This window comes from Streptomyces sp. NBC_00376 (genome assembly GCF_036077095.1).
Lineage (GTDB): Bacteria > Actinomycetota > Actinomycetes > Streptomycetales > Streptomycetaceae > Streptomyces.
This window is the reverse complement of the sequence record NZ_CP107960.1, coordinates 1035117-1061905: the sequence shown is the minus strand read 5'-3', so window position 1 is coordinate 1061905 and position 26789 is coordinate 1035117. Positions and strand designations below refer to the sequence as shown.

Below are 26789 nucleotides of genomic sequence, written 5' to 3'. Positions count from 1 at the left end.
GCGGTGCCGTCGCTCAGCGCTGCGGCCCCCGTCCGGTGTCGCGGGAGGCGGAGAGGCAGCGGCTGCGGGCACGCAGGAAGACGTCCTCCGCGTCTCCGGGGCCCTTGCGGCCCCGTGTGCGGTACACCCATGGAACCGAGGTGAAATAGGGGCCGAGCTCCTGGAACACCGTTGCGGCGTCAGCGAATTGGAGCGCTCCCCACAGGGCGTGGGCCAAGTGGTTGAGGTCGAGCAGGGAGTGCGAGATCGGTGGTGTGCGACGGAACCAGAGTTCCAGCGCACGGGCCGCGTCCCGTTCCGCGTCCTCGGTGACCCAGTGCAGGTCCAGGGCCTTCTCGTGGCCCTGCTCGCGGCGGTAACGCTCGACCCGCACATACAGCGGCAGCACATGCAGCGCGGAGCCGTCGGGCGCCGAAGAGGCGGCCCACTGAACGAAGTTGACGGCCTCCGAGAGCGATCCGCCGGCCTTGCGCACGTACACGAACTGGAGCATCCGGTGGTAGGCCTCGCGGTTGCACGGATCGCGCTTGTCGGCCTCGGCCAGCAGCCCCCACGGACCGGGGAAGAGCATCGGCCCCGGCGGGCGCAGCCGGTGTTCCTCCAGCTGCTGGTGTTCGTCCAGCTGGGACAGGGCCAGCAGGCATACCCAGGGCACCGGGTCCGCGGGCGAGGCGTTCGCGGCCGTCCGGCACGCCTGCCAGGCCTCCTGCCACAACTCCTGTGCCCGGTGGTGGCCCTCGCGGTGGGCGCGCACCGCCCGCTCGACGACGACGCGCGCCTGCATCACCGTGGCGGCGACGCTCCGAGGGTCCTCGGCCAGCCAGGCCTGCACCGCGTCCGAACCGGCGGCAACCGCCCCGAGCACCTGTGTGCGCTGGGTCCACAGGGTCCAGTCCGGCGTGCTCTCCAGCAGATTCCGCATGGACATCCAGCGTCCGGTGCGCAGGTCCTGTAACGCGACCCGTAGATCGTTGTCATGGCCGGCCGGGTGGTAGACCGGCCGGAAATCACTGTTGGCCATGGACTTGCCCTGTCCCTGCCCCTGCACGACAGAACGGCATACGACGGTCGGGAGATCTGCTCAGCACGTCACGCAACCCGTTGGCGGCATGGAACCCGTGCGACTGCAAAAGGCCGGGACATCGGTGGTCGGTGGTTCGGGGCAGGGTGTCGGTCTCATCAATCCTCAAGGACGTGGGGGGTGAAGCAGCTGTTGAAAAACGAACTGCTCGAAAGCGTCCGGTTGTTGCTCGGCGGTGAGTGTAAGGCCAGTCACTCCGAAGTCCGGACCGATTCGCGGATCTTACTCAAGTCAGTTGATTCCCCAGGACGTTGAAAGATGTACCGGTTGTTCCGGTCGTGCCCCGGGTGGCGCTTGACGTACGCGGTGGTCTGCACCACTCTGGGCGGCGAGTTCAGTGATCACGATTCCGTTCAAGCCGCAGAGCTTCCGCACAGCTGGAGAGTCGATGACAGGCCCGGTACTCGCCGTGGACCAGGGCACGTCGGGGACGAAGGCGCTGGTGATCTGCCCCGAGCGAGGTGTGATCGGTTCCGCTTCCGTTCCGGTGCGAACCCGGCACTGCGCCGGAGGAGTGGTCGAGGCGGACCCCGCCGAACTGCTCGGCTCGGTCGTCGAAGCGGGCCGCCGGGCGTTACGGGAGGCCGCCGAACCCGTGGTCGCGGTCGGCCTCGCCAACCAGGGCGAGACGGTGCTCGCCTGGGACCCGGACACGGGACGGCCGCTCACCGACGCGATCGTCTGGCAGGACCGGCGGGCCGCCTCGGTCTGCGCCGAACTCGACCAGTACGACGAAGAGTTGACGCACCTGACCGGGCTGCCGCTCGACCCTTACTTCGCCGCGCCGAAGATGGCCTGGATCCGCCGGGAGCTGACCCGTGAAGGCGTGGTAACCACCAGCGACTCCTGGCTCGTCCATCAGCTGACCGGCGCGTTCGTCACCGACGCGGCGACGGCGGGCCGCACCCAACTGCTCGACCTCGACCGCGCGGACTGGTCGCCCCGGGCCCTGGACGTCTTCGGCCTCGGCGACGAACGGCTGCCCGATGTCGTCGACTGCGACAGCACGGTCGGCACGACGACCGCCTTCGGCGGCGAACTACCGCTGACCGGCCTGCTCGTCGACCAGCAGGCCGCCCTGCTCGCCCAGAACGCCCTGGACCCGGGCAACGCCAAATGCACCTACGGAACGGGTGCCTTCCTGCTCGCGCAGACCGGGCCCGCCCCACGCCGCGGCTCCACCGGACTGGTCAGCTGCGTCGCCTGGCGGCTCGGCGGCCGCACCAGCTACTGCCTCGACGGGCAGGTCTACACCGCCGCGTCCGCCGTCGACTGGCTCACCGGCCTCGGGGTGATCTCCGGCGCCGCCGACCTCGACCCGGTCGGCACGGCCGTCCCCGACTCCGGCGGCGTCACCTTCGTACCGGCACTCGCCGGACTCGCTGCTCCCTGGTGGCGCGGTGACCTGCGCGGATCGATGACCGGCCTCGGCCTCGGCACCGCCCCGGGCCATCTGGTGCGGGCCCTGTGCGAGGGCATCGCGGCCCAGGTCGTCGAGCTCACCGAGGCGGTCGCGACCGACCTCGGCTCGCCGCTGACCGTGCTCCGGGTCGACGGCGGCCTGACCCGCTCCGAACTCCTCATGCAGACCCAGGCCGACCTGCTGCAACGGCCAGTCGAGGTGTCCGCCCTGCCCGATGTCACCGCACTCGGCGTCGGAGCCGTCGCCAGGCTGGGCCTCGACCCGCGGCTCCCGGTCCGCCAGGCCCTGCCCGACTGGAAGCCGGCCGCCGTGTACGAACCCCGCATCGGCGCCGACGAGGCGGCCGAACGGCTCGCCGGGTTCCGGACCGCCGTACAGACCCTGCTGGACCATGCCTGAGATGTACGAGAGTCACGCGATGAGCCCCACGATCACAACGGCCGGCGAGCTGACCGTCGACGAGCCGCCCGGCAGCCCGGTCTACGACGTGACCGTCGTCGGTGCGGGCGTAGTCGGCGCCGCCATCGCCCGCGAACTGGCCCGCTACCGGCTGCGCACCGCACTCCTGGACGCCGGTGACGACATCGGCAACGGAACCTCGAAGGCCAACACCGCCATCCTGCACACCGGTTTCGACGCCGTACCCGGCTCCCTGGAGGCCCGGCTGGTACGCGAGGGACAGCACAGACTCCGCGCGTACGCGGCCGAGACCGGCATCCCCGTCGAACGCGTCGGAGCCCTGCTCGTCGCCTGGGACGAAGAGCAACTCGCCACACTCCCCGCCCTATTGGCCAAGGCCGAGCGGAACGACTACCACGCGGCCCGCCTCCTGGGCGCCGACGAACTGCGCGCCCGTGAACCCCACCTGGGACCCGGCGCCCTCGGCGCGCTCGAAATCCCCGACGAGAGCATCATCTGCCCCTGGACGACCCCGCTCGCCTACGCCACCCAGGCCGTGCGGGCCGGAGTCCATCTGCACCTCAACTGCCGGGTGCGGCACATCGAGAGCGGCGACGACGCCCACACCCTCACCACCACCCGTGGACCGCTGCGCACCCGCCACCTGATCAACGCCGCCGGACTGTACGCCGACGAACTCGACCGGGAACTCGGCCACGACGACTTCACCGTCACCCCGCGCCGAGGCCAGCTCATCGTCTTCGACAAGCTCGCCCGGGACCTCGTCGACCACATCCTGCTGCCGGTTCCCACCGCCGCCGGGAAGGGCGTCCTGGTCGCACCGACCGTCTTCGGCAACGTGCTGCTCGGCCCCACCGCCGAGGACCTCGACGACAAGACGGCCACCGGATCGACGGCCGACGCGATCGCCCTGCTCCGCGAGAAGGGCCGCCGCATCCTGCCGGAACTGCTCGACGAGGAAGTCACCGCCGTCTACGCCGGACTCCGGGCCGCGACCGGCCAGGAGGACTACCGCATCCGCTCCCGGCCGGAGCTGCGGTACATCACCGTGGGCGGCATCCGCTCCACCGGACTCACCGCCTCCATGGCCATCGCCGCGCACGTCGCCGACCTGCTCGGCGGCTCGGGCCTCGATCTCGGCACACCGCACGAACTGCCGCCCGTCACCATGCCCAATCTCGGCGAGGCCTTCCCGCGCCCGTACCAGGACGCCGGACTCATCGCGGCGGACCCGGCGTACGGCACGCTGGTCTGCCACTGCGAACGGGTCTCGGCGGGCGAGATCAGGGACGCCCTGGCCGGCCCGGTGCCACCGCACTCCCCGGACGGCCTGCGACGCAGGACGCGGGCCGGCAACGGGCGGTGCCAGGGCTTCTACTGCGGGGCGGCGGTCCGCGCACTCTTCGAGGAGGCCAGGCCATGACCCGGCACGAACGGACTGTCGACGTGCTGATCGTCGGGGGCGGCCCGGCCGGCCTCGGCGCCGGGGCCGAACTCGCCGCGTCCGGCGCGGGCCGGGTCGAGATCCTGGAACGCGAACAGACCGCGGGCGGCGTCCCCCGCCACTGCCACCACGGCGGATTCGGCGGCCGCACCATCGGCGGGGGAGGGGCGACCGGGCCCGCGTACGCCGAGAGTTGCGTGGCCGCCGCCGTCCGCGCCGGAGCCACCCTGCGTACGGGTGTCACCGTCACCGGCTGGGCCGGACCGCTCACCGTGGACACCACCGCACCCACCGGCCTCGAACGCATCACCGCCCGCGCGGTGATCCTCGCCACCGGCGCCCGCGAACGCCCCCGAAGCGCCCGCCTCGTCCCCGGCAGCCGCCCGCCCGGTGTCTACACCACCGGCGAACTCCAGCAGGCCGTCCACCTGTACCAGCAGCGGATCGGCACCCGGGCGGTCGTCATCGGTGACGAGCCCGTCAGCCGTGCCGCGGCCGATACCCTGCGCGTCGCTGGTGTGGACGTCGTCGCCATGGTCACCGACCGGCCCGCTCCCAAGCTCGCCGCCCTGACCCGTCCGTCAGGCGACCGCACCCCGGTCCTCGGCCGCACCATCGTCACCGCCCTGACCGGCCGGGAACGGCTCACCGGAGTCTCGGTGCGCCACCAAGACGGCCGGACCGCGACCCTGCGCTGCGACACCGTCGTCTTCACCGGCGACTGGATCCCCGACCACGAACTCGCCCGGCGCGGCGAGGTCACCCTCGACCCCGGCACCCGCGGCCCCGCATACGACGCCGCCCACCGCACCGACCGGACGGGAGTGTTCGCCGTCGGCAATCTGCTGCACGGTGTGGAGAGCGCGGGCGTCGCACTGGCCGAGGGACGGGCCGTCGCCGCGCCCGTACTGCGTCATCTGACAGCCGGCGACTGGCCCACCGGACGGCCGGCCGTCGCGGTCGACTCCCCACTGCGGTGGATCGCGCCGAACCTCGTGGACCCGGACGGCGGCCTCCCGCTCCGGGGCCGCTTCGTCCTGCGCACCGACCGGCGGCTGTCCTCGCCGCTGCTCGTCGTCAGCCAGGACGGCCGGGAGCTCCACCGGCAGCGGCTGCTGCTGCCCGCCGTTCCGGACCGTCCGTTCCATCTGCGCGGCGACTGGCTCGACCGGGCCGACCCGGGCGGCGGGACCGTGCGGGTCTCGGTTCACTGACCGTACGTCAGGGAATCAGCAGCCAGTCCGATCCGATCGCCGCGACCAGACCGACGGCCAGCAGCCAACTGCCCAGGCGGGTACGGCCGTTCCGGCTGAGCTCGATCACGATCCCGCACAGGATCAGCGCGAGCCCGTACACCCCGACCACCAGGACGGACGACCGGCTGGCGATCCGCAGCGCGAGGACCACCGCCATCGCGGCCATGCCGACCGACGAGAGGGCCACCCGCAGCCGTCTCGCCTGACGAGGTGTCAGCTTCCGGTCCCCGGCCTCTTCGTCCGCCCCGGTCTCCTCGTTCGGCACCGCCTCCTCGTCAGCCCCGGGCTCCTCGTCCGCTGCGGGTTCCGTCTCCGCGGCGGGTTCCGCCTTCGCGACGGCCTCGGGCCCGGTTTCGGCACCGGCCTCGGGATCGGCCCCGGGACCGGTTTCGGGATCGGCCTCGGGACCGGGTATCGGGGTCTCCACGGCCTGGTCCTGGTCAGAAGTGCTCATGACGCGCGATCGTAATCGGTACGGGCCGCCCTGTTCACCGCTCCGGCGGACGGGCGGCGCAATATGACGCGGACGTGCGGCGTGCCCGGCCACATCCCTGCGGTTCGGCCTACCGGGCCCGGGGCCGCAGGCACGGCGCCTCGGCGGCCGCGTCGACCGGCTCGGCACGCACACCCTCTCCACCGGCCGCGCCCGCGCCACCCGCGGCCTCCACCCGCCCGGCCAGCTCACCGGCCCAGCCGATCAGCCCGTCGACGCCGATCCCGTACGGCCGGTCCCCGGCGAACTCCGCGAGCGCCGCCGTCCCACGCCGCAACAGCCGGGCCCCGCCCGTCGCGTTGCCCCGGGCCGCATGGGTCAGCCCCACGGCCAACTGGGCGAGACCGCGCCACAACTCCCGTTCCGCCACCGGGCCCGACTTCCACGCGTCCTCGAACACCTCGTGCGCGTGGAACGGCATCCCCGCGTCCAGCAACCGCTGTGCCTCCCGCACCGTCTCCTCGGGAGTACGCACCACCCCCTCCGGCTGCCGTTCGACCCCCGGCGCCCCGTACGGAAGGGGGCGTCCCAGCCCGTCGCGCGGGCGGGCGTTGCGCGCCCGGCCCTCGGTGTCGCGGTCCCTGCCAGTCTCGTCCACGCCACGATTGTGCCCCGCACCTGCGGCGAACTGTCCGAACCACTGTCCGTGGACCCCCGTACACGACTAGTGTCGAAGCCATCCGCACCACCTTGGGGAGGGTAGGCATGAAGCCGTCCCGGCCGCTGTACGAGCGCGAACCGGAACTCGCTGCCGCCGCACAAGCCGTGGACGCCCTTTGTGGCGCCCAGGCCGTCGGCGGGCTGCTGATCTTCAGCGGCGAGGCAGGCATCGGCAAGACAGCACTGCTCGGCGAGATCCAGACGATCGCCGCCGACCGCTGCTCCGTCTGGTCGGCACGAGGCGGCGAGACGGTCACATCCGTGCCGTTCCACGTCGTGCGCCAGCTGCTGCAACCCGCACTCGACCAGTTCCCGCCCGACGAGGTGCGGACCCTGTTCGGCCCCTGGTACGAGATCGCCGCACCGGCCCTCGGACTGGCCGAGCCGACCGGTCCGCAGCCGGACCCGCAAGGTGTGCGCGACGGCCTCGACTTCGTCGTCGCCCGGCTCGCCTCCCGGCTGAGCCACCGTCCGCTGCTCCTCATCATCGACGACGCGCACTGGGCGGACGGCGAATCCCTCGCCTGGCTCGCCTCGTTCACCGCCCGCCTCGGCGAACTGCCCGTCCTGGTCGTCCAGGCCCACCGCCCGGAAGAGCTCGCGGCGCGGCAGAACGAGAGCGGACCGGGCAGCGCCCACCCCTCCCAGGTCAGGGTCGCGCTGCGCGCACTCACCCCGGACGCCACCGCGGAACTGGTCCGCGCGGCCCTCGGCGAGCACGCCGACGACCCGTTCTGCCGCGAGGTGTGGGCCGTCACCGGCGGCAACCCGTACGAGGCGGTCGAACTCGTCGCCAAGGTCCAGGACCGCGAACTGGCACCACTGGAGGAGGCGGCAGGACTGCTGCGCGAGCTCGGTGCCTCGGCCCGGGGCAGCGGCCTCGTCGCCCGACTCGAACGGCTCGGCACCAACGCCAACCGGTTCGCCTGGGCCGCCGCCGTACTCGGCACGGACATCTCCCAGGACCTCGCCGCCACCCTCGCCGGAATGAGCTCCGCAGAGGCCGCCGACTGCACGGCACGGCTGCGCGAAGCCCGTATCGTCACCGGCTTCGACCCGCTGGAATTCGTCCACCCGCTCATCGCCAGCGCGGTGTACCGGTCCATCCCGCCGGCCACCCGCACCGCCATGCACGGCCGCGCAGCCTGGGCGATCACCCGGGCGGGCCTCGGCCCCGCCGCGGCCTCCCGCCACCTGCTCGAAGTGCACCCGGACGACGACCAGGAACTGGTCGAGCAGCTCCGCGAAGCGGCCAAGCAGCATCTCGCCGTCGGTGCCCCGGAGGCCGCCCGCCGCTGCCTCGAACGCGCCCTGCAGGAACCACCGCGCCAGCGCGTGAAGGCCACCCTGCTGTACGAACTGGGCTGCGCCACGCTGCTCAGCTCCCCGGCCACCACCGTCCATCACCTGCGCGCCGCCCTCGACATGCCGGGACTCCGAGACGACCAGCGGGTCGACGCCACCTACCGGCTCGCCGCGGCACACTCGCACAACAACCAGCTCAAGGAAGCGGCGAGCGCCCTCGCCGCAGAGGCCGCACGCACCGCTCCGGGCCCCGGCCTGATGCGGCTCCAGGCGGCCCACTTCCTCTGGGAGGGCATGCAGGCCGGCGAGGAGGACGGTCCCGGCCGATCCGGTCGGCTCGCACGGAACGCCGACCACCTCCAGGGCCGCGACAACGCCGAGCGCGCCCTCCTCACGCTCCGTGCCTTCGACGCCATGCTGCGCGGCGAGAACTCCCAGCTCATCGTCGACCTCTGCGAACGCGCCCTGGTCGACGGCCACCCCGCCCGCGGCCTCGGCTGGACCGACACCGAGTGGGGCTTCGAACTGCCGACCCTCGTCGGCATCACCTACGCCTTCACCGATCAGCTCGACCGGGCCGAGGAACTCTTCGGCGAAGCCGTCCGGGCCTTCGAGATCTCCGGCTGGAGCGGGGCGCACCTCGCGTTCGCGCACACCCTGCTCGGACTGGTCCACCGCCGTCGCGGACGGCTCGCCGAGGCCGAGGGCTTCCTGCGCGAAGGGCTGCGCCTCGCCGACCGGGTCGGCAGCGGACTCCCGGTCCACTGGGACGCGGCCTGCCTGCTCATCGACACCCTGGTCGCCCGCGGCCGGGTCACCGAGGCCCGCGAGATCGCCGACCGCTACGCCTTCGGCGCGCCCTACCCCAGCGCGATGGTGCTGCCCGACGGCCCGTGCGTACGCGGTCGCCTGCTGCTGGCCGAAGGCCGTACGAAGGAAGCGATCGCCGAACTCGAAGCGGCCGGCCATGCCCTCGAACCCCGAGGCAGGTTCAACGGGGTCTGGGCACCCTGGGCCGGCGACCTGGCCCGCGCCCTGACCGAGGAGGACCCGGCCCGCGCCGCCCAACTCGCCACCACGGCCCGGGTGCACGCCGAGCGCTTCGGCACGGACACCGCGATCGGTGAGGCCCTGCGCTGTGTCTCCCTGTTCGCCCGCCCCGAGGAGGCCGCTCACCTGCTGGCCGAGTCGGTCCGCCACCTGGAGGCGTCCCCGTCCGCGTACGAACACGCGCTGGCCCTCGTCGACTACGGCATCGCGATCCGCTCACCGCGCGAACTCGCCCGAGCCCACAAACTGGCCACCGCATGCGGTGCGGAATCCCTGGCGAACCGCGCCCACCAGGCACGGGCGTCGATCCGGTCCTCGGAGTGAGGTAATGTTTGTCCTGCGAGCCCGCCGGGGAACACCGGGGGGAACCGCATCGGGACGTGGCGCAGCTTGGTAGCGCACTTGACTGGGGGTCAAGGGGTCGCAGGTTCAAATCCTGTCGTCCCGACTGGAGACAGTCGCAGGTCAGGGCCGGTTTCGGAGAAATCCGAAACCGGCCCTCGGCCGTTCTTGGGGACCAGCCGGGGGCCAGTTGGGGACCGGCCCCCTTGACCGGTGTCAGCGGATCATGACGATCGGGCCCGGCAGGGAGCGCGGTGCACGCAGCACGCTGAGGCGCGTGGAGAACGCAGCGCCGGCAGCCGTGATCTCGCTGACCACCACCCAGCGCCGCCTCCGGTGCGTGGCGTCGCGCAAGGCGGCGGTGGAGATGCGTCCGCCGCGTGGGCCGGTGAACAGGCGTGCGTCGGGATCGGGACCGGCGGACGGGATGCGCTGGGCGACGATTGGGCGGATTTCCTCGACGATGGGAACCTTACGGGCGCGCTTGCCCTTGGTGCCCTTGCCGGTCAGCCCACCGGACGCGGATGTGGTCCGGCGTCGCACGGTCCAGATCCACTGGGTGGTGTCGATGACTCCGACGCGGCAGCCTGAGACCTCGCCGATCCGTGCGGCGGGTGCACGTGGCGAAGAGGACCACATCTCCCCAGCCGCGGTACTGGTCGTGGGAGGCGGCCAGGAGAGCGTCGGCCACTGCGGCGAGGGTTTCCCAGTCGGGCAGGGCCGGCGCGCGTGGGTGGAGGATGACGCGGACCAGGACGGCGATGGTGCTCTTCACGGTTGAGCGGCTGTGCTCGTCGGCGATCCAGTTCTGCACGGTGCGGTCGGCGACGTCATCAGTGATCACCGTACCGCGAGGTGGCCCGGAGAGGGGACCATGCGCATCGAGCGGGGACCACGCGCATCCGCCACCCGGCAAGGTAGGGGTCCAACGTTCTCAACTCCAGGCCGCGCAGAGCAAGGTCCATGTTCACTACGCCGTATTCGGCGAGCTCCTTGGTGGCGAGCGACGGGCTCAGGCCGGCCTGTGCGGCCTCGATGACGGCCTGGAGCGATTCCCGCGCTTCTTCTTCGCTGTCTTTTCCCTCGGACAGCGACTGGCGGCGCTTGCTGGTCGGATCGGTGCGCCGGACATGTGCCCGATACGGAGTTGGGCGATTAGGACGGCAGGAACGTTGGTCTTATCGGCCATTGAGCCCTTTGGCAGGGACGATACGTCGGCGGCGCAGCCATTCGACCGACATGAGCCAGTCGATGTCCCCGACCGCGTCGGCCCTTGCCCGGGCGGCCCGGAGCATCCGTTCGAACGTGCCGTCCAAGGCCCACCCCCGGATGCGGTCCCGGTTCGGAACTTCCACACGATCCCGTTGAGAACCCGCCGGTCGTCCAGCCGCCTACGTCCCCGTGGCGAAACGGGCAACAGCACCCGGACGAACTCCCACTCCGCATCCGACGATTCATGACGACGCATCACCTGGCCGTGATCCACCACGCAAGATCATTTGAAGATACGACTCAGCGGCGCCCCTGACCCGTGCCATGTGATCGGTGGTGGTGGGGGATGCCCGCACAAGCCGCGCGCCGAATGCCACCGGGCCCCGGGCCCGGTCAAGAGCCGTGCGACTTCCGGCTGCCGGAGTCACCAGCCGGCGTGCCCGTCGCCGTGGTGGCCGGTGCCGCCTGCGCCGCCCTCGGACCAACTGCCGGAGTCCAGGCCGTGGCCGAGACCGTGGCCGCCGGTGGTGAAGTCGGCGTAGAGGTCACTGAGCTCGACGAGGAGTTGGCGGGTGAGGAAGTCGGCGCCGGTGGTCAGTGCCGCAGCGAGTTCCTCGTCGGTGACCGGGACCGCTCCGGCGGTTGCGGGGGTGAGCCGGTGCTTTGCGGCGAGGGCGGCCATACGGCGGCGGTCGGTGATGCCGCGCAGTCCAGGGTAGGCGGCAGGGGCGAGGCGTGCGGCCTGGGCGAGCACGGTGAGGGTGAGGTCGGCGGTCGACCTTGCGGAGCCGGAGCGGACCACGCTGTCGAGGCGGGTCAGCAGCGCCTGGCGGCGCGGCAGGTCCACGGAGAGAATGTCGTTGCGGGTACGGCCGCTGGAATCGCGCCACCGACGGACACGGACCGCCTTCTGGTCCTCCAGCCGGGAGAGGTACTCGACGGTCAGGGAGCGCGGCGTACGGCCCAGCCAGTCCTTGAGGCCGGGCGGGGGAGCAGTTGCGCCGAGACTTTGCAGGACACTGCTCAGGCGACGGTCCTCGACGGGCCGGGCGTCCAGAACCTCGATCCGCCGGCGCCCGACGGCGATCCGTCCGGCCAGGCACAGATCCGCCAACTCCGAGGTCCGCAGGGCGTACCGAAGCCGGTCCTCGCTTCGTATCCGTATGCGCTGCCTGCCCGGGACTATCGCGAGCAGGAGCAGTTCATCCCCCGTGGTCATGTCTGCCAGGGTAGGCGCGGCGGTCCGCGGAAGGGAGAACTCCGCACTCCGAGGGACCTACCGCGCTGGCTTCCCCGACGGGCCTCACCCTGCGTCCTCCGAGTACGGGCAGGGCCAGGATCCTCAGCGTGCCGGCTGTACCGGAGCATCTGCTTCCAGGAGGCCGGGCCCGGACGCACAGGGCCTGTCTGTCGGGCCCCGTACGAGCCTTCGCCGCCTTTGACCTGCTGACCGGCACCCCGGCCTCTTCGTCGTTGCCGGCGTCCGGGATGCCTCACTGCTCAGCGACCGGCCGTCCCACCCGCAGCTCGTGGACGTCGCCGGAAGTGCCGCACGGCTCGACGAGCACGACGTACGGCGGAACCTGCGCACCCACGAGCAGCACCTCAGCGGCTCCCGTCACATTGCGCTCGGGGCATCGGCACCCTGGAGGCCGACCGGACCGCCGGCCACAAGCTCCTCGAAACGCTCGACGTCTCCCACGACGCCTTTCGGGACGCTCTGGCAGACCACCGGTGGTACACCGCGTGGCTCGCTCCCGCCATGCGGCACCTGCTCGCCCTCGAAAGCCGACCTCCTCCTGGACCCGAGCGCCAGGCAGGAGTGAAGGCGGGAAGGACGGGTTTCAGTCCGTCAACAGCGCGTCGCGCACCGGAATCCAGTCCAGGGCGGATCGGATGCCGTCCTCCAGGGACAGCTTCGGCTTCCACCCCAGCAGCTCGGCCGCCCGGTCGCTCCTGGTGTAGCCGCCGGCCACGTCACCGGGCCGCGGACCGGTGACGATGGTTGCCAAGGGGGTGCTGACGACGTTGTTGAACGCCTCGCACAGCTCCCGGACCGTGGTGCCGGAGCCGGTGCCGAGATTGATCGCGATCGAGCGCTTCGAGCCCGTGAGGATGGAGTCGAAGCGCTCGATCGCCGCGATGTGGGCCGCGGCGAGATCCCAGACGTGCACGTAGTCCCGGATACCGCTGCCGTCGCGCGTCGGGTAGTTCGTCCCGGTGATCGGGAACGGACGGCCTTCCTGGTGTGCCTGGATGAGCACACCCAGGGCATGACTGGGCCGCTTGAGCTGGAGCCCGGTACGCAGCTTGGGGTCGGCCCCGACCGGGTTGAAGTACCGCAGCGACAGCACGCGCGGCCCGGCCACGGCGATGTCGGCGAACATCTCCTCGCACACGGCCTTGGTCCGCGCGTAGGGGCTCTGTGGCGCCAGCGGCGAGTCCTCGTTGACGGGTGAACCGTCCTCGGCCCGGTAGATGGAGGCCGAGCTGCTGAAGATGATGCGGTCGCAGCCGTTGCGGTGCAGGTGGCTGATGAAGGCCAGGCTCTTGGCCACGTTCGCCTCGTAATAGCCGATCGGGTCCGCGACGGACTCGGGCACCACGATCAGCGCCGCGCAGTGCACCACGGCGGAGATGCCCGGGTGCTCCGAGAAGATCCGGTCGACCAGTGCGCCGTCCGCGATGTCGCCTTCGTAGAAGGTGCGGCCCTCGGTGAACTCGCGGCGGCCCCGAACGAGGCTGTCGAGGATCACCGGGGTGATGCCTGCGTCCAGGCAGGCCGAGGCGATGGTGCTGCCGATGTAACCGGCTCCCCCGGCGATGAGGACCTTCACCATGATGTTTCTCTCCCGGCCCTGTTCCAACCCCAGTAGGCGACCGGCAGCAAGGCTAGCGGAGAAGCCAGGCGGGGGAGGGTGGCCTCTCGGCTGCCCCGTCGGGCCCGGTTCGCGGACGTCGGCGTCACCGGGCTCCGTGACCCCCGCCGCCACCGCCACCCCGAGCGGCGGCGGTTGACAGAACGCGGAGGCGGGCAGCACCTACGGCACCCGCAGATGCCCCGCCTGCTGCTGCCCCGAGGATCTGACGCGAGCCGTACGCTTCGGGCGCCCGGGCGGGGAGCAAGACGGCCCTCGCCCCCCAATTGCCCGACTCCACCTCCGCGAATACGCCAAACTGTCCCGCGAGCCCGGATTCCCCGGATGCACCGCCCTCCGGCTCGCGAAGAACACAATGCCCATCCACCCCGCTCTGACGGGATGAAACCATGAACGGGAACCCCATGCTGACCTGCGAGAACACGCGATGAGTACACCCACCCTGGTCGTCGTGAGCGGCGGCCCGGGAACGGGAAAGACCACGCTCGCGCACGAGCTCGCCCGAGTGCTCGGATGCCCCGCGATCATCCGCGACGAGATCAAGCAGGGCATGGTCCTGTCCCACCCCGGCTACCGGAGTGGCGGCGACGACCCCCTCAACTACCCCACCCTCGATGCCTTCTTCGGTGTGCTGAAGGTGCTCTTGAAGGCCGGCGTCACGCTCGTCGCTGAAGCCGCCTTCCAGGACCGGCTCTGGCGGCCGAATCTCGAGCCGCTCACCGGCCTCGCGCCCCTCCGCGTCATCCGCTGCACCGCCCACGCCGACATCGCGCACGACCGAATCGTCCAGCGCGCGAAGCAAGACGCGCACCGGGCCGCCCATGGCGACCAGGACCTGCTTCGAGCGATCTCCGCAGGAGAGCACTCCCTCGATTCCTGGGTGCCGATCTCCCTGGACGTCCCCACCCTGACCGTGGACACATCGGACGGATACCAGCCGGGACTCCACGCCATCGCCGACTTCGTCCGGGCGCCCGTGCACGTCGGAGCCTCGCCCGAGCCGGACGCGGGCCGCTGAAGGCAGCCTCCGGGGCGATGCCGGCCGGTCCCTGCTCTGCCGGACAGCGACGCCTCCCGCAGGCGGCCGGCGCGCAGGCCGGTCCGGCCGGCTGACCGTGTCGGGTGTTCGCGCGTGGCCGAGTTGATGCTGCGCTGGACGAACGCGGTGCCGGTCACCGCCCGATTCCCTCGGTGGGGATTTCTGTGATGGGGGACCGTGCCGCGAGTGGGATGTCCCATTGTTCGTGGGCCAGGCGGGCGGCTTGGGCCGCCTGTTGGTAGCCCTGGTCGCCCCAGCCGTGGAGCGCGGCGGCCTGCTCGGGGGTGGCCAGGAGCCGGGCGTACCGGCGTCCGCTGGCAGGGTCGGTCGCGGACGGGCCGACTGCTGTGATCGGCGCCGCCAGTCGCAGCCGCGCGCACTCGCCGATGCGACCGTGGACTGCACCGGTCGCGTCGTAGACCCATCCCAGCCGCTCGATCCTTCCCAAGGGGAGAGTCAGTTGTGCTTCTTCGGCGGCCTCGCGTACCAGGGTGGCTTCGGGGGATGCGTCCGTGGTCTCGACCGTGCCGCCGGGCAGCATGGCCAGCGGATCAGCGGGGTCGATCACCACGACGACGCGGCCGTCGGGCACAAAGAGCCAGCCCCAGGCCTGGCGGACCGGGATTCGGCCGTGGACCAGGCCGGGGTGCCACGGCCAGTCGCGTCCTTTCCGGGGCCGCCGCCGACGCGAAGTCCTCCGAACCCGAAGTCTTGCAGCCCGGCAACTCCCACATGCCCCGGGTGGACCGGCCGAGCGGGACCCGGCCGGCCTCGTCGGTGACGACCGGGAGCGTACCGGTCAGAGCATGGCCCGTGGGCGGCCGCTACTCGATCGCCGCGCTGACCGTGTGCCCGGGGCCACGCAGGACAACAACAGCGAGCCCGTCCGCGTCCAGCCGCTCGGCCTGCTCCCAGCCCGCGGTGAGCAGACTGATCTCGCCCTCGTCCAGAGCGATGCTCCGCCGCTCCTTCGACGTGAGCTCGGCGGTGGGCGTGATGACCACGAGCGCGCCACCCCGACGCATCCGCTCGCCGAGCGCGTGCAGGACACGACTGCGGTCTTGCAGAAACGGGTACGCCAGACGCAGTGTCACCAGGTCGTAGCCATCCGGGTGCAGCTCCACCGGGTCATCGCGCTCGATGTCAAGCCGTAGCCAACGCACCCCCTCCACATCGGTGTGCTCGGCTCGGGCCCGGCCGATCGCACTGTCGGCGAAGTCGACGGCATCCACCACATAGCCGAGCGACGAAAGATAGACAGCCAGCCCGCCCGTCCCGCAGCCCACGTCGAGCGCACGCCCGCCACCGTCCGGCACAGGAGCGTGTTCGGCGAGCAGCGCCCGTTCGGTATCACCCAGCGGCCGGAAATCCTTCCCATCGGCATAGTGCTCGTGCCATGCCTCGCGGACGACGTACCCCACTGCTGCTCCTCAACTGGTGCGGTTCGCTGATGTGGTGTTCATGGGGGCCCGTGGCACGGAGCCATTCGAGAAGTTCCAAGTCCGCGTCCCCGGTTCCGTGCCGGTGACCGAAACGGCATTCAGCACGGCCAGGGCACGCCGGCTCGCCGCCACCGTCTGCCCGGGCGACAACACGATGCTGCCGGTCACTCGGGTCCCCAGCCCCAGGTGTCGAAGTATGCGGCCACGCCGGTACGGCGCGCCTCCTCCACGGCGCACAGGCGAGCGAAGTCGCTGGGCGGCATCAGCTCTTTCCATCCGACCAGCGGCAGGACACGGACCTCGTCGTGCTCCTCCCGGTCGAGGGTGATGCCACGGATCTGCGCTGCAGTGAGCCGGCCGCCATCGAAGACGCAGCCGATCGTGCTGTAGGGCCATCCGCCGCCGGGCGGGCCGTACACCGTGGCCAGGAGCCGGGGCGGCCCGGTCGGCGTGATTCCGGTTTCTTCCCGGCACTCCCGCACGGCCGTCTGCCAGGGGGGCTCACCGGGATCCATCGTCCCGCCCACCAGTTGCCACGGGTACGCGGGAGAGTAGACGGAGTGGATCTGAAGCGGCTGGTCGTCCTCGTCAGTGAAGTAGACGCACGCCCACAGGGTTGCCTTGGGGACGGTTTCGGCGTACTGCTCCATCGTCATCGAGGACCTGGCGGCTTCACCGCTCGACCGAATACTCGGGACCACCGGTCGCCGGGCCGCACTCGGCGAACCGATCGTGGTGGCAGGGGCCGTGTCGCGGCTCATGGGCTCTCTCCAGTCAGCGAGTTGCAGTATCGGTACTCAGTGCGCAGCCGGACCAGAGTCCGCCGGCCGCGCTCGACCAGTTCGGCATCCCCATGGGCGACGCCGAAGGCGACTCCGCTCACGGCATCGAGGGCTGAGTCGATGACCCGGCGTGATTCCTCGGCATCGGTCAAGGTCCGCCCGTACCCGGCCAGAAATGCCTCGTAGAGGTCGGGGCGATGAGCCCAGGCATCGGACAGACGAACCAGATCCCGGACCGCGGGACCGGGCTCACTTCGCTCAAGGTCGATCACTGCCAGGGCGCCATCGACGTCGTCGGAACACAGGATGTTGCGGAGCTGGAAATCGCCGTGGGTCTCGACCTGCTCCAGCAAGAACAGGGTCTTCGCCTGCCGGACGAGTCCGCGGACGAACCCTTCATCGCCCGGGGCCAGATGGGGCCGTGCGGCCGTCAGGTGCCGTTCGGCCTTCCCGACGGCCGGGCCGCTGCCTTCGGAGGCGGGCCACGGGGCAGATGCCTGGTGGACGCGGCGGGCCAGCGCGCCGATCCGTTGGAAGACATCGCGCTGCTGCCCGGGGGAGAGAACAGCGCCGTGCAGCGGCCGACCCGGCACCGATGTGAGCACCACCGCCCTCAACTTCTCGTCGACTGGTCCCACCGGAGCCGGCCCCCGTAGAGCTCCTGCTCGGCCCGCGAGACGCCACCGCGTCTTTGCTTGCGCGCGCTCACCGTCGCACCCCCAGCCCGGCGGACGGCCGGCGGCCGGGCCTGCACGTGCCCGGTGCCCGACGGATCTGGAGCCGGTCGGCTGCCCACCCCGCATCCGGCCGTACCGAGCAGCGGGCCAACACGCCGACTCGCTGCACACCAGTGGCAGGAAGAGCAGGGGAGGGCCGCAATCGTTCGAACCCGAGGGGCTCGTGCACGGAGGCGGGAAGAGAAAACATCGTGTCCTCCATCAGGCCATCGAATGGCACGGTTGCTCTAAGAACTGGCCCCGCAGCTCGCCGTAACGGGTGACGACGAGGGGAATCCTGGATGTCTGTGCGAATACCGCAGTTCGCGCCGGACGCGCGGGGGCAGGGCGTTTGAAACGTCTCCGTTCGATGGACGGTCACCCCTTCGGCCGCATCCGCCGCGGGTTTCCGGCCAATGTGAAAGCCATGCCGACCCGTGCAGCGACTGCGCCACTCCAGTGGGCGCCGCGCGGTGTCACGGGGGCGGCAATGGTCCGATTCTGTCCCGTCGCACCACAGCAGCGGAATGGGCCTGCCAGGCTGCCGACCCCGAGACGCACTCAGACGCCCCGGACTCCGCCTGCCGCCCCGCCCGCTTTCGGCGATCCGGCGCGCACAACGATCCTGCCGCGACAGCAAGGAGCCCCGATGCCGAACGACGACACACCCACCCACGAGGTGTCCACCGGCGGCTGCCTGTGCGGACACATCCGCTTCGAAGCGACCGGAGAGCCGTACGACCCCCACGTATGCGCCTGCCCCCACTGCTCCCGCCTGTCCGGCGGCCCGCTCATGGCCTGGGTCGGCTTCCGCCGGACCGCCTTCAGCTGGAAGGAGCTCGGCTCGCGTGGTGGCCGGCCGCCCGGGTTCGACGCCGAGGACTACAGGGCTCGGTACGCCGTCGAGTGCGGCATCAACCCGGGCGGAGGGCCAGTGGAGTTCGGGTGGTTCAGGGGTTGATGGCGTGTTCGGTGAACTGGCCACAGGAGCGGAACCCCAGGTGGCGGTAGACGGGCTCGCCGTCGGCTGACGCCTGCAGGACCGCGATGCGGTGGTCTCGGTCGCGGGCCGTGTGGAGTGCCGTGAGCGTGATGGCACCGCCGTAGCCCCGTCGGCGGTGGGCGGCCAGGGTGGAAATGTTGTAGATGCCGGCGACTCCCGCGTGATGAAACACTTCAGCGGAGCAGACCGGACGGCTCTCCACATAGCCGACCAGATACCGGGCCGGGCACTGCGCGGCCAGTGCCTGCGGGGCGGCCTGGGCGAAGAAGCGGCGGACGGTGTCAGCGGGCGGGTCCCAGTTCGCGGCAAGAACCGTGGCGTAGTCGGCGAGCTGTTCGGGCGTGGCCACCCGCTGGATGTCCAGCCCCTGGGCGGCAGGCGGTGGCAGGGTGTCGTCCAGTTCGGCCCACATCGCCGTCTCGCGTTCGGATGCCGGTAGACCGGCCGCCGTCAGGCGGGAGGTGAGGTCCACTGGTGTCGAGGCGGGCCCCACCCACCAGGAGAAACGACGGCCGGTGCGAGCCAGCGTCCCAGCAGTCTCGGTGATACGTGCCGTAGCGTCGGCGGTGAAGCGGGCCGCAGCAACGATGTTGAAAGTGTCGTCATCCAGGCCGCTGTCCGCAATCAGGAGGTCACCAGCATCTGTGACGGTCGCACCGGTCATACTCCGGTGCAGGTGACAGGCATGTTCCGCCAGGTTCCGTTCCATCCTGTTCATCAAGTCGGCTTCATCGAGGAAATGATCATTCATAGCGATTGATCCCAGCATGACTGGGCGGAGATCGCATGCGATTTCGGTTCGTCCGTCGGCAGTGTCGCGCTGGCGACCAGCACATTCGATACACGCCCTACCGGCGGCACGAACCGCCCGCTGTCTCCGGGGCTGACGCTTGGGCGGTGCGGTCTCGTACAGCGAGGCGGCGATCTCGGGAAGCTCATCGGTCTCGATGCGCTCGACAGCGTTCTGGATCACTCTCCAACCCCGCCAGGGCGACACCGGATTCCGCGCCCGTTACGGTCAATAGCCTCCTCTGCCTGTCAGTGACCGGGCTATGCCGACCCCATGGAAGCAGCCCAACAGATCGGTTGGCGGCTCCTGACGGCTCGCAGGGGCGGGATTGCTGTGAGATACGGGGGGACAACTGCTGTGCCCCATACCCGGGACCGCGCCTTCACCTCTCGGTCCGGGGCTGACCTGTTGCCGGCAGAAGATCCAGACCGATTCCTTGTGATCCGCGCCGCTCCCGAACTCTGGCCCGCCTGGCTCAGGCCGCGCCATGCTTCAGGGCGACGTCGGTGGCGAGCACGTAGCCCGGACTGTCATCGAGGAGTTCCTTGCGCCGGCTGCCGCGCTGGGTGATGACGTCGGCCTTGACACCATGCGGCGGGTGGTTGATGTCGTCGAGCCCGACCGCCACGCTCGACTACGGCCTTCCCAGCGTGCCCGCGGCTGAGCAGCTCCGTTCTGCGTGCCGCCTCGGTTCCATCGCCACGGCGAGGCGGTTCATTGCGTCTACGGCGACGGGGCCAGCTCGATGGGAAGGTGTCGGGGGCCGCGCAGTACGGCGCTGTGCCGGTATGGGGGAGGGTCTTCGACCAGGGTTGCGGTGGTGAGATGGGGAAGGAGTGCCCCCAGGGCGATCTGGGCTTCGACCCGGGCGAGGGGTGCGCCGTAGCAGATGTGGATGCCGCTGCCGAATCCGAGGTGCTGGTTGTCCCGGCGGGCGGGGTCGAACCGGTCGGGGTCGCGGAACCGTTTGGGGTCACGGTTGGCCGAGGCCAGCGCGAGCACCACGGGTACGCCCTTGGGGATGGTCGTGCCCGCGACGTCGACGTGGGCGAGGGGCGTGCGGTCCAGCAAATGGACCGGGGGTTCGTAGCGCAGCAGTTCTTCCACTGTGCCGGGAAGCAGGTCGGGTTCGCGGCGCAGGCGCTCCAGTTGGTCGGGGTGGCGCAGCAGAGTGAGTACGCCGTTGGTGATCAGATTGACCGTGGTTTCGTGTCCGGCGACGAGCAGCAGCACTGCGGTGGCCGCCAGTTCCTCGCGGGTGAGCCCTCCGGTCGGGCCGGGGTCGTTGACGAACGCGGACAGCATGTCGTCACCCTGGTGGCCGCGGCGCTGTTCGGCGAGGTCCACCAGGTAGCGGCCCATCTGCGCTCGGGCCTGGTTGCCGGCCTGTTGGCGCATGGTGAGGTCTTCGCCGGGCCGGATGTCGCCGGATTCGGTGATGGCGTTGGACCACTCGCGGAAGGTCGGCTCGTCTTCGCGCGGCACACCGAGGAGTCGGCAGATGACGGTGACGGGCAGGGGGTAGGCGAAGTCGTCGACGATGTCGACTCGCGTACGGCCCTGGAGCGACTCGATCAGTTCGTCGGTGATCCGGGTGATCTCGTCCCGCATCGCGTCGATCCGGCCCGGGCTGTGCGGGGGACCGAACGGCCGTGTGGCCAGGCTGCGCAGCCTGTGGTGTTCGGGGTCGTCGAGCCGGATGAAAGGGTGGGGCTCTTCCTCTTCCGCCGGCAGGCCGCTGTAGGTGCCGGCGCGGTTGCGGCGGTCGGAGCTGAGCCGTGGGTTGTGGAACAGGGCGACGATGTCGTAGTACCCGCCGACCAGGTAGCTGCCGTCCGTCTGACGCGCCACGCCCGCCTCGCGGAGTTCCGCGTACAGCGGGTAGGGGTCGGGGCGGTTGGCGTAGTCGGTGATCCGCTCCAGCAGGGTGTCGACAGCCATCGACGGGCTCCTCGTGACGGGGGAGGACGGAAGGTTCAGCCGGCGGGCCGGACCACGGTGAGTCGGCGGTCCGGCAGGTGACCGGTGAGCGCGACGGTGGGGCCGTGGGACAGTCCCTTCGAATCCGGCACGTCGGAGGGGAGCGCGAATTCGGTCACCAGCGGGTGGCCGTCGGCCGCGCCGGGCGCGGGCGGGAAGGGGGCGGCGGTCTCGATCAGGCCCTGGTAGTACTCCAGCCACTTGGCCATGTCGACGGTGACGGCGGCAGTGATCCGTCCTCGGTAGCCGTAGACCGCCACCAGACGGCGTTCACTGAGTGAGCCCTGGGCAATGACCACCTGGTCGGAGTAGGTGGGGACGCCCACGGACTTGATGTTGACCCCGAACTGACTCGACCAGAAGACCGGAACCGCCAGGTGGGGGCGGCGCGGCGGTCCGGGACTGATCATGTTGTGGGCCGCCACCTCGGCCTGCGCGACCGCGTTGCCCCAGTGCTCCAAGGAGAGCATCTGGTAGTCGAAGAGCGGGTGGGGGAAGCGGGAGACGTCGCCGGCCACGAAGACATCGTCGGTGACGATCCCGTACATGTCGAAGGCGCGGCACCCCGCATCGCAGGCGACGCCGTGCGGGCCCGCCGCCAGCCCGGAATCAGCCAGCCACTCGACGTTGCGGACCGCACCCATGGCGATGACGCACACGTCCGCGTCGATGTGGCTGCCGTCGGAGAGGTCGGCTCCGGTGAACCGCCCGCCGTCGTTCCCGCGCAGCGCGGTGACCGTCACTCCGCAGCGCAGGTCCACGCCGTGGGCCCGCTGCAGTCCGGCTGCGAGTTTCGCCAGTGTGCCGCCGAGGGCGCCCACCAGCGGTGCGGTGCCGCGTTCTGCGACCGTGACCGCGATGCCCCGCTCCCGGCAGGCCGAGGCGATCTCCGAGCCGGTGAAGCCTGCGCCGATGACGAGCACCCGGCGCGGCCCGGCGGCCAGCCGCTCGGCCAGGTGCCCGGCGTCGTCACGGGTGCGCAGGGAGAAGACTCCGTCCAGGGCCGCCTGCTCCCGTTGGGGCCAGGGGCGCGCTCGGGTTCCGGTGGCGATCAGCAGCCGGTCGTAGGGCAGGGACTCGCCGTCGCCCAGCAGGACCTGACGGCCGACCGGGTCGAGCCCTGTGGCACGCACTCCGAGCCGCCAGTCGGCATCAGGATCGCGGCGCATCGGCAGCCCGGTGGTGTCCGCCGCCGACATGCCGAGCAAGACCTGCTTGGACAGCGGCGGCCTGTCGTAGGGCGGGTGGGGCTCGTCCCCGACCACGGTCAGCGAGCCGGTGAAACCCTCCTCGCGCAGCTTCTCGGCAGCCCGCAACCCGGCCAGCGACGCGCCGACGATGACGATGGGACCCTCCCGAAGGTCACCGGGCACCGGCGATCACCGCTTCACCCACGAGGATCGCCTGGACCGGGCACGCCGCAGCGGCCTGGCGCACACGCCCCAGCTGCTCGTCCGGGACTTCCTGGCGGTACAGCAGCGCTTCCTCGCCATGCAGCTCGAACATCTCCGGTGCGAGAAACACGCACTGCGCGTACGCCTGGCAGCGGGTGAGGTCCACGACGAGCCGCATCCCAAGCCTCTTTCTCCGTCGCCTTTGAGCTCCCTGTCTCTTTCTAGGATCGGAATGCGCCAGGCGCTCGCCCGGCTACTCCGTCGGGACCAGATCCAGCGGGCAGGGCGTTCGAGAACGCGCAGATGGGGGAACGAGGCTGCGATCGGGCACCAGGAACGGAGCCGCCGTGAAAGAGATCAGTATGAGGATCACCGGCGCCAGCCCGGCAGCGGGTACACGATCACATGGAGCCCCATCATCACGTCAGCCTCGCCCGGACCGGCCCTGACCGCATGGCCAAGAATGCAGACCGACAGTGACCGGCAAGGCCACCAGATGCCGGGGCAGCGATCTTCGTCTCACCTGCTGTTGTCGTAACCACATCGCGTCAACTGCTCACGCCAGGATCAGAAACAGCTTCTTCACGGGGCGGGGCAGCCGTCCACCGAACGCCCGGGGGCCTTCACCTCGTCCCCGAACGGGCCGCTCTCGGACATCGAGCCGCTGCTCGTGGTGTGGGCCTTTCCCGTCAGGCAGGCCGATCAGCACCAGTCCATGGACATCATGGGCATGAGTGTCAGGTTTGGCATGTCCATCGCGGCCCGGGGTCATCCGATCGCAAGCTGTCCGCCGCGTGCCTCGAGAACCGCGCCGGTGATGTAGCTGGCGCGGGAGGAGGCAAGGAACAGAACCGCTTCCGCGATTTCCTCAGGGTCCGCGACCCGCCCCAGTACGGTGGTTCGCCCGATCGCCTGGAGGGTTTCACCTCCCATCTCCTCCGTCCCGGGGGTATGGACGGGGCCCGGGGCCACGGCGTTCACGCGGACGCCCTGGGCGCCGAACTCGTCGGCCCATACTCGTGTGAGAAGTTCGAGTGCAGCTTTGGAGGCCCCGTAGGCGCCCGATTCCCGCACCGGCGTGGTAGCCGCCGCTGTACTCACACTCACGATGGAGCCACGCCCCCGCGCAGCCATTCCCGGGGCGAGGGCACCGACCAGGAGCATTGGCGCGCGTGAGTTGACGGCCATCTGGGCGTCGAACATCTCGGGGGTGGTGTCCGGCGTACTGGCGAACCGGTAGATACCAGCGTTGTTGATCAGAATGTCTACTTCGCCTGCTTCAGCGGCAAGACGCAGGACATCCTCGGAACTACTCAGATCCGCAGCGACGAACCTGGCCTTCCCGCCTGCGGCAGCGATCTCTTCGACGGTCGCAGCACCTCGCTGCTCGTCCCTCCCGTGGACGACAACCGAGGCCCCCAACGCTGCCAGGCGAAGGGCAATGGCCCGGCCGATGCCAGCGGTGGCGCCGGTGACAAGAGCGGTGGATCCGTCCAGTTCTGCAGTCATGGAAAGCTCCTCCAAGCCGAGAGGAACGACATGCTGTCAGCTGTTCCTCGTGTAACTGATGATCCTGATGGTTCATTCCATGGCGGGGACGGATCCACGCCGGGCCGATCGTTGATCACGGTCCAGCCTGGCCCACGTGGCCCACGTGGGCCTGGGGGCCGGTGAGCTCGGCTCGCTGGTCGCGCGTCCGCGGGCGACTGGAGCGCGCCGCGCTGCTCGTGGAGATCGAGGGTGCGCTGCGTCCAGATCGGTGACGGCGATTGATCGGTCGAGCACACCGGTGGGGCCGCTGTGGCGCCGTTCGGCAGCCGGCTGGACCGCGGCGTCCGTCTCACCCTGTTCCCGGCTCAGCCGTAGCGTGCGTCAGCCCTCGCGGCCATCGCCGTCGTCGTCCTGCTCGGGCGCGTACGAGTTACGAAAGTGCCGCAGAGCGCCGGCCACGGGGTGGAGGCACCACCAGCTGTCCGGCCTGCCACTGTCACTGCCACTGCCCCCGGCCCTGACGGCGGCGCAGGATTCCGGGTACTCGGCCGGCGAGCGTGACGGCCCCGCTCGGGCGCCTGGCCATGTGCACCGCACCCACTCGTGGCTGCTCGGCGATCTGGAGGTGCTGCCGAAGCAGCGGCACAACGTTCAGCGGATCCTGATGCGGCTGCGGAGTGCGGGACCGACATCGCCTACACGACTGTGTGGGACTACGTTTCCCGCCGGCGCCTGAAGATCGCGGAGGCTACCGGGGCGGCGTCGACGGCGGGGTTCGTGATACGTCATAACCGTCCGGGCATGGACGCCGAGGTCGACTTCGGCGAGGCATGGGTGGATCCGGCCGGTGAACGCACGAAGTGTTTTGTGTTCGCGTTGCGTCTTGCCAACTCGGGAAAGGCGGACCACCGCATCACGACATCCTGCGGGCAGGCAGCGTTTCTGGACGGCCACGTTCACGCCTGCGGACCAATGGTGGTGTTCCCGCTGGGCAGATCCGTTACGACAACCTCTCTCCGGCTGTCTCCCGGGTGATCCACAAGAGTCGGTCGAGGCAGGAACATCCCAGGTGGGCGGCGTTCCGACAGTATTTCGGCTTCGCCCATGCGTCCTTCGCGGAGTTCGAGCGGGCGCAGGAAGGCCGCCGGGTCGGCCATCTCGAAGGTGGGGAGTTCGCGGATCACGGCGGGGATCAGACCGCTGAGCGGATCAAGGCGATCCTCGCCGCCGTCCTGCTCGGCAATCAGGTATCCGGTCAGCACGCCCACGGCGTAGAGCCCGGGAAGGTGCACCGAGAGGCCCATCGGCAGGCAGCGACCGTGGCAGCCGATTCCGGACGGCTGAGGCGAGGTCGTGGTTCAGGTCGGGGTTGTGGCGTCGGCACCCAGCTGCCGCTCGATCTCCCCGGCCGGGAACGGCGTCTGCTTGGTTTCGGTGAGCAGACGGCGGAAGAAGGAGTCCACGACGACGGTAGAGGGTGCGTGCCGGTCGATGATGGCCGTGATCTCGGGCGGGATGCCGCCAGGTCGCCGGCCCGCGATCCAGTCGTGCAGGAAGACTTCGCGTTCCGTTTCACCGCGCACGCCGTCGAGCAAGTGGTATTGGAGCAGGTGGCTCGCGGTGTAGCAGTGGTCGTACGCGAGGTGGTCCGAGAGGAAGTTGGACTCGTCCGCCGAAAGGTCGAAGCGGGAGCTCAGGGCAAGTCCGAAGTCAGCGAAGTAGAGCTGGCGGCCATCGGTCAGGATGTTGGCAAAGTGAGCATCGAAATGGACAAGTCCGCGAGAACTCATGAAGGCAGCTCCACTCATCAGAGCTTCCTCCATCCAGCGGAAGGGCAAGCCGTCCCCGCCTTCCGGCACGGCGGTTTTGCGGTGGTCGGCCAGCCATCCGGCGAGTGTGTGCGGCACGTGCTCCAGGAAGACCACCAGGCTGCACGAGGACTGGCCGATGGCCTCCAGCCGGTCACGAACGGCGGGCGATCCCTCCCAGTGCGCAACGGCCCCCTCCAGGCCCCCGAACTCGTCGGTGAATCCTTCGGGAGGGGAGTCGGGCAGAACCCGCCAGTGGTACATCAGGGGGAATCCCGCATACTCGTCGCCGAGAACCCAGTTCGTGGTCATGGTGTGCACGGCAAGCTCCCGCCAGGCACCGAACCCGGCCGAGCCCACCCCGTACTGGTAGAACATCGGCAGTCCGAAGACGTTCGCCGTCGACCGCACATTCTTTGGGCGCAACTCGGTGTCCGTCAAAGGGATCCGCTTGACGAAGACGCGCGTTCCGTTGATGTCCAGCTCTGCCGACCTGCCGCCGATGCCCGACCCGAGCGGGGTGGCGGCCGCCACGACCTCCCTGAGCCGGTGGTCGCTCAGCAAGGAGAGCTGAGTGCTCACGGTCCCGTATCCAGCCAGGCGCGCGGCGCGCAGCAAGTCCTGGTCCAGCATCGACGGCTCCTCAGCGCCCGAACCAGGGCTTCGGCGATCCCACGTACGACACCGACCGTACGCTGAAATGGTCAGCCACTCTCGTGATCGACCGTTCATGAGAATCGGGGCGGGGGCCGCGCTGCGCCATCCCGGAGAAACGGGAC

General features: G+C 70.4%; 26 protein-coding genes and 1 tRNA gene. 7 read left to right on the top strand and 20 right to left on the bottom strand.

From position 1 onward, the window contains the following. Positions 1-13 precede the first annotated feature (13 nt). A complete protein-coding gene (locus OG842_RS04970) occupies positions 14-1021 on the bottom strand; it encodes a hypothetical protein (RefSeq protein WP_266733434.1) in 1008 nt (335 codons plus the stop codon). A gap of 448 nt (positions 1022-1469) precedes the next feature. Between OG842_RS04970 and OG842_RS04965 the strand changes: the two genes are divergently transcribed. From OG842_RS04965 to OG842_RS04955, 3 genes are read left to right on the top strand one after another with little or no spacing between them, the layout of a single operon-like run. After that, a complete protein-coding gene (locus OG842_RS04965; protein ID WP_266727759.1) occupies positions 1470-2903 on the top strand; it encodes an FGGY family carbohydrate kinase in 1434 nt (477 codons plus the stop codon). A gap of 19 nt (positions 2904-2922) precedes the next feature. Next, positions 2923-4347, top strand: coding sequence for an NAD(P)/FAD-dependent oxidoreductase (locus OG842_RS04960; protein ID WP_266727757.1), 1425 nt, complete (start codon positions 2923-2925; stop codon positions 4345-4347). After that, positions 4344-5582: an FAD-dependent oxidoreductase gene (locus OG842_RS04955; RefSeq protein ID WP_266727755.1), complete on the top strand. Its 1239-nt coding sequence runs from the start codon at positions 4344-4346 to the stop codon at positions 5580-5582. Before OG842_RS04960 ends, OG842_RS04955 begins: the two co-directional genes overlap by 4 nt. A gap of 7 nt (positions 5583-5589) precedes the next feature. On the opposite strand, the gene OG842_RS04950 is transcribed toward OG842_RS04955, so the two are convergent. Together OG842_RS04950 and OG842_RS04945 are read right to left on the bottom strand one after the other, a co-directional pair. Next, positions 5590-6078 carry a hypothetical protein gene (locus OG842_RS04950; RefSeq protein WP_266727753.1) on the bottom strand — a complete coding sequence of 163 codons (489 nt, stop codon included), beginning with the start codon at positions 6076-6078 and terminating at the stop codon, positions 5590-5592. A gap of 109 nt (positions 6079-6187) precedes the next feature. Next, on the bottom strand, positions 6188-6715 hold the full coding sequence (locus tag OG842_RS04945; protein ID WP_266727752.1) for a DUF309 domain-containing protein: 528 nt from the start codon (positions 6713-6715) through the stop codon (positions 6188-6190). Positions 6716-6822: 107 nt separating this feature from the next. Here OG842_RS04945 and OG842_RS04940 point away from each other — a divergent pair, with 107 nt between their 5' ends. After that, positions 6823-9456 (top strand): ATP-binding protein, encoded by a 2634-nt coding sequence (locus tag OG842_RS04940; RefSeq protein ID WP_266727751.1) that lies wholly within the window; start codon positions 6823-6825, stop codon positions 9454-9456. 50 nt (positions 9457-9506) lie between these two features. After that, positions 9507-9580, top strand: a tRNA-Pro gene (locus tag OG842_RS04935). 110 nt (positions 9581-9690) lie between these two features. Here the strand turns inward: OG842_RS04935 and OG842_RS45165 are convergent. The 4 genes from OG842_RS45165 to galE form a co-directional block, all read right to left on the bottom strand. Then, entirely contained in the window at positions 9691-10017 is a 327-nt protein-coding gene (locus tag OG842_RS45165) for a hypothetical protein (RefSeq protein WP_266727750.1), read from the bottom strand. Between the two features lie 469 nt (positions 10018-10486). Beyond that, entirely contained in the window at positions 10487-10942 is a 456-nt protein-coding gene (locus tag OG842_RS45160) for a transposase (RefSeq protein ID WP_443064053.1), read from the bottom strand. 168 nt (positions 10943-11110) lie between these two features. Then, positions 11111-11905: a GOLPH3/VPS74 family protein gene (locus OG842_RS04925; protein ID WP_266727749.1), complete on the bottom strand. Its 795-nt coding sequence runs from the start codon at positions 11903-11905 to the stop codon at positions 11111-11113. 625 nt (positions 11906-12530) lie between these two features. After that, positions 12531-13526 carry a UDP-glucose 4-epimerase GalE gene (gene galE / locus OG842_RS04920; protein ID WP_266727748.1) on the bottom strand — a complete coding sequence of 332 codons (996 nt, stop codon included), beginning with the start codon at positions 13524-13526 and terminating at the stop codon, positions 12531-12533. Between the two features lie 466 nt (positions 13527-13992). Here galE and OG842_RS04915 point away from each other — a divergent pair, with 466 nt between their 5' ends. Further along, on the top strand, positions 13993-14583 hold the full coding sequence (locus OG842_RS04915) for an AAA family ATPase (protein ID WP_266727747.1): 591 nt from the start codon (positions 13993-13995) through the stop codon (positions 14581-14583). 154 nt (positions 14584-14737) lie between these two features. On the opposite strand, the gene OG842_RS04910 is transcribed toward OG842_RS04915, so the two are convergent. From OG842_RS04910 to OG842_RS04895, 4 genes are all read right to left on the bottom strand, one after another. Next, on the bottom strand, positions 14738-15196 hold the full coding sequence (locus OG842_RS04910) for an NUDIX domain-containing protein (protein ID WP_266727746.1): 459 nt from the start codon (positions 15194-15196) through the stop codon (positions 14738-14740). A gap of 232 nt (positions 15197-15428) precedes the next feature. Next, positions 15429-16025, bottom strand: a complete 597-nt coding sequence (locus OG842_RS04905) for a class I SAM-dependent methyltransferase (protein ID WP_323185703.1) — start codon at positions 16023-16025, stop codon at positions 15429-15431. A 185-nt stretch (positions 16026-16210) separates the two neighbouring features. After that, positions 16211-16807, bottom strand: a complete 597-nt coding sequence (locus OG842_RS04900) for an NUDIX domain-containing protein (protein WP_443063966.1) — start codon at positions 16805-16807, stop codon at positions 16211-16213. Beyond that, positions 16804-17631, bottom strand: a complete 828-nt coding sequence (locus OG842_RS04895) for a phosphotransferase enzyme family protein (RefSeq protein WP_266727745.1) — start codon at positions 17629-17631, stop codon at positions 16804-16806. Before OG842_RS04895 ends, OG842_RS04900 begins: the two co-directional genes overlap by 4 nt. Before the next feature lie 562 nt (positions 17632-18193). On the opposite strand from OG842_RS04895, the gene OG842_RS04890 reads away from it, so the two are divergent. Then, positions 18194-18505: a GFA family protein gene (locus OG842_RS04890; protein WP_266727744.1), complete on the top strand. Its 312-nt coding sequence runs from the start codon at positions 18194-18196 to the stop codon at positions 18503-18505. On the opposite strand, the gene OG842_RS04885 is transcribed toward OG842_RS04890, so the two are convergent. The 9 genes from OG842_RS04885 to OG842_RS04845 all read right to left on the bottom strand — a co-directional run bounded on the left by OG842_RS04885 (position 18495) and on the right by OG842_RS04845 (position 26643). Continuing rightward, complete coding sequence (locus OG842_RS04885) at positions 18495-19256, bottom strand: GNAT family N-acetyltransferase (RefSeq protein WP_266733431.1); 762 nt, start codon at positions 19254-19256, stop codon at positions 18495-18497. The two genes, OG842_RS04890 and OG842_RS04885, sit on opposite strands and share 11 nt — an antisense overlap. Positions 19257-19812: 556 nt before the next feature. Next, the gene (locus tag OG842_RS04880; protein WP_266727743.1) at positions 19813-19965 is read right to left on the bottom strand and encodes a hypothetical protein; all 153 of its coding nucleotides are present in this window, start codon (positions 19963-19965) and stop codon (positions 19813-19815) included. A gap of 95 nt (positions 19966-20060) precedes the next feature. Beyond that, on the bottom strand, positions 20061-21278 hold the full coding sequence (locus OG842_RS04875) for a cytochrome P450 (protein ID WP_266727742.1): 1218 nt from the start codon (positions 21276-21278) through the stop codon (positions 20061-20063). Between the two features lie 35 nt (positions 21279-21313). Further along, the gene (locus OG842_RS04870; protein ID WP_266727741.1) at positions 21314-22690 is read right to left on the bottom strand and encodes an NAD(P)/FAD-dependent oxidoreductase; all 1377 of its coding nucleotides are present in this window, start codon (positions 22688-22690) and stop codon (positions 21314-21316) included. Beyond that, the gene (locus OG842_RS04865) at positions 22680-22889 is read right to left on the bottom strand and encodes a ferredoxin (protein WP_266727740.1); all 210 of its coding nucleotides are present in this window, start codon (positions 22887-22889) and stop codon (positions 22680-22682) included. Before OG842_RS04865 ends, OG842_RS04870 begins: the two co-directional genes overlap by 11 nt. A gap of 590 nt (positions 22890-23479) precedes the next feature. Then, the gene (locus OG842_RS04860; protein WP_266727739.1) at positions 23480-24220 is read right to left on the bottom strand and encodes an SDR family NAD(P)-dependent oxidoreductase; all 741 of its coding nucleotides are present in this window, start codon (positions 24218-24220) and stop codon (positions 23480-23482) included. 478 nt (positions 24221-24698) lie between these two features. Continuing rightward, on the bottom strand, positions 24699-24848 hold the full coding sequence (locus OG842_RS04855) for a hypothetical protein (protein ID WP_266727738.1): 150 nt from the start codon (positions 24846-24848) through the stop codon (positions 24699-24701). 310 nt (positions 24849-25158) lie between these two features. Then, complete coding sequence (locus OG842_RS04850; protein ID WP_266727737.1) at positions 25159-25470, bottom strand: hypothetical protein; 312 nt, start codon at positions 25468-25470, stop codon at positions 25159-25161. Positions 25471-25560: 90 nt separating this feature from the next. Continuing rightward, positions 25561-26643 (bottom strand): protein kinase family protein, encoded by a 1083-nt coding sequence (locus OG842_RS04845; protein WP_266727736.1) that lies wholly within the window; start codon positions 26641-26643, stop codon positions 25561-25563. Between the last annotated feature and the right edge of the window lie 146 nt (positions 26644-26789).